The sequence below is a fragment of the Pseudomonas sp. R62 genome, assembly GCF_000257605.1.
Lineage (GTDB): Bacteria > Pseudomonadota > Gammaproteobacteria > Pseudomonadales > Pseudomonadaceae > Aquipseudomonas > Aquipseudomonas atacamensis.
The window spans coordinates 1-2,106 of sequence record NZ_AHZM01000824.1; the positions used below are offsets into that span (position 1 = coordinate 1).

General features: G+C 62.4%; 2 protein-coding genes. Both read right to left on the reverse strand.

What is annotated here, in order from left to right; genetic code table 11:
* The coding region (locus OQK_RS00270) for a DEAD/DEAH box helicase (protein ID WP_016770597.1) at positions 1–1,880 on the reverse strand (1,880 nt) is incomplete at its 3' end.
* Positions 1,877–2,106, reverse strand: a 230-nt coding sequence (locus OQK_RS00275; RefSeq protein ID WP_038860067.1) for a VRR-NUC domain-containing protein, incomplete at its 5' end; no start/stop codon positions are given. The genes OQK_RS00270 and OQK_RS00275, both read right to left, overlap by 4 nt.

Sequence of the window (2,106 nt, forward strand, 5' to 3'; positions counted from 1 at the left end):
CCCCGCGATTGCAGCCACTGAGTGATGTGCGGATGGCGCTCGGCCAATAAGGTCGCGACCTGTTGCAGGTAATCGAAACTGCTGAAGAACGCCAGATAGTTGCCCGGTCGCTCGCTGAACTGACGGGCGATCAGTTCGACGATCGGCTCCAGCGAGGCCTGGCGATGGTTAAAACGCGTGGAGATCTGGCTGACGATGTGCACCTGCAACTGCTCGGCGCTGAACGGCGATTCGACGTCGATGCACACCGTGTCGGCGGGCGTGCCGAGCAGGTCGGCGTAGTAGTTGCGCGGGCTCAGCGTGGCCGAGAACAGCACACTGCTGCGCGCCGCTGTCAGGCGCGGACCGATGAACGCCGCCGGCACCACGTTGCGCAGGCAAAGTTGCGACAGTGGACGCTTGCGGTCGAGGTCGCGTTTGCTGATATCGAACAGGTAATGCTCGTCGTACAGCTCGGCGACCCGGGCAAATTGCAGCAGATCGAAATAGAAATTCTGCAGGCTGCTGTCGAGGCCTTGCGGATGCTCGTTGAGGTAATCGCCAATGGCCGCGCAACACAGCGAGATGGCTTGCAGGAGCTTGTCCGGCGCCTTGTCGTAGGCCTGATAGGCCGCCAGTTGCGGCGCATGCAGCGCGTTCCATTCGCGGTTGACCCGTTGCAGGGAATTTTTCAACGCTGCGGGCGCGGTTTTGCGCACGCTGGCGAGGGTGAACTGGTCGAGGCTGGCGCTGTACATCTGCCGGCCGCGCTCGACCAGGTTGTGCGCCTCGTCGGCGAGCACCGCGACTCTCCACTGATTGAGCTGGGCCAGACCGAACAGCAGCGCGCTGAAGTCGAAGTAATAGTTGTAGTCGGCAACCACCACATCCGCCCAGCGAGCCATTTCCTGACTGAGGTAGTACGGGCACACGCTGTGCTGCGCGGCGACTTCACGCATCGCCGCCTGATCGAGCAGGTTGATGCGGCTGGCCGCTTCGCGGGCGGCCGGCAAGCGATCGTAAAAACCCTGGGCCAGCGGGCAGGATTCGCCATGACAGGCCTTGTCCGGATGCTCGCAGGCCTTGTCGCGAGCGACCATTTCCATCACCCGCAGCGGCAAGTCCGGCGTCTGCCTGAACAACACCTGGCTGGCATCCAGCGCCAGCTTGCGTCCGGGAGTCTTGGCCGTGAGAAAAAACACCTTGTCCAACTGCTGCGGCGCCAGGGCCTTGAGCATCGGGAACAGCGTGCCAAGGGTTTTGCCGATGCCGGTCGGCGCCTGGGCCATGAGGCAGCGGCCGGTGCTGACGGCTTTGAACACTGATTCGGCCAGATGCCGTTGGCCGGGACGAAAATCCGCGTGCGGGAACGCCAGTTGCTGCGCGGCCAGATTGCGCGCTTCGCGATGGGCCATTTCCTGCTCGGCCCATTGCAGGAACAAAGCGCACTGCTGCGCGAAAAACCCCTGAAGCGACTCGGCGCTGTAGGATTCAACCAGGCAGGTTTCCTTTTCGCTGACGACGTCGAAATACACCAGCGCCAGATTGATCTGCTGCAATTGCAGTTTCTGGCACATCAACCAGCCGTAGATTTTCGCCTGCGCCCAGTGCAACTGGCGGTGATTGGCCGGTTGCTTGCTCAAGTCGCCGCGATAGGTTTTGACTTCTTCCAGGCAGTTTTGCGCCGGGTCGTAACCGTCCGCCCTGCCCTTGACCTTCAGCTCGCCGAATTCGCCTTGCAGCGCCACTTCGCTCTGGTACTGCTCGCTGCGTCGCGAGGCCACGGTGCGATGGCCGACGATGCCTTCCAGCGCGGTCGGTGACGGGGTGAAGCGCAGGTCGAGGTCGCCGGTCTTGGCGGTGAACTCGCACAGTGCACGCACGGCAACGCTGTAACTCAAGCGCTCTGCTCCGCCCATTGCACGTAACACACGGCCACCGGCATCTGGTGCTCGTGGCAGAACTCCAGCCAGCGCAGTTGATTGTCCTGCAAGCGGTCGCCCGGGCCTTTGACTTCGATCATCCGGTAGGTCTTGTGCTGCGGCCAGAACTGGATCAGGTCCGGCATGCCGGCGCGGTTGGCCTTGATGTCGAGCAGCAGGCGATTGAACCAGTGTTTCAGGTGTT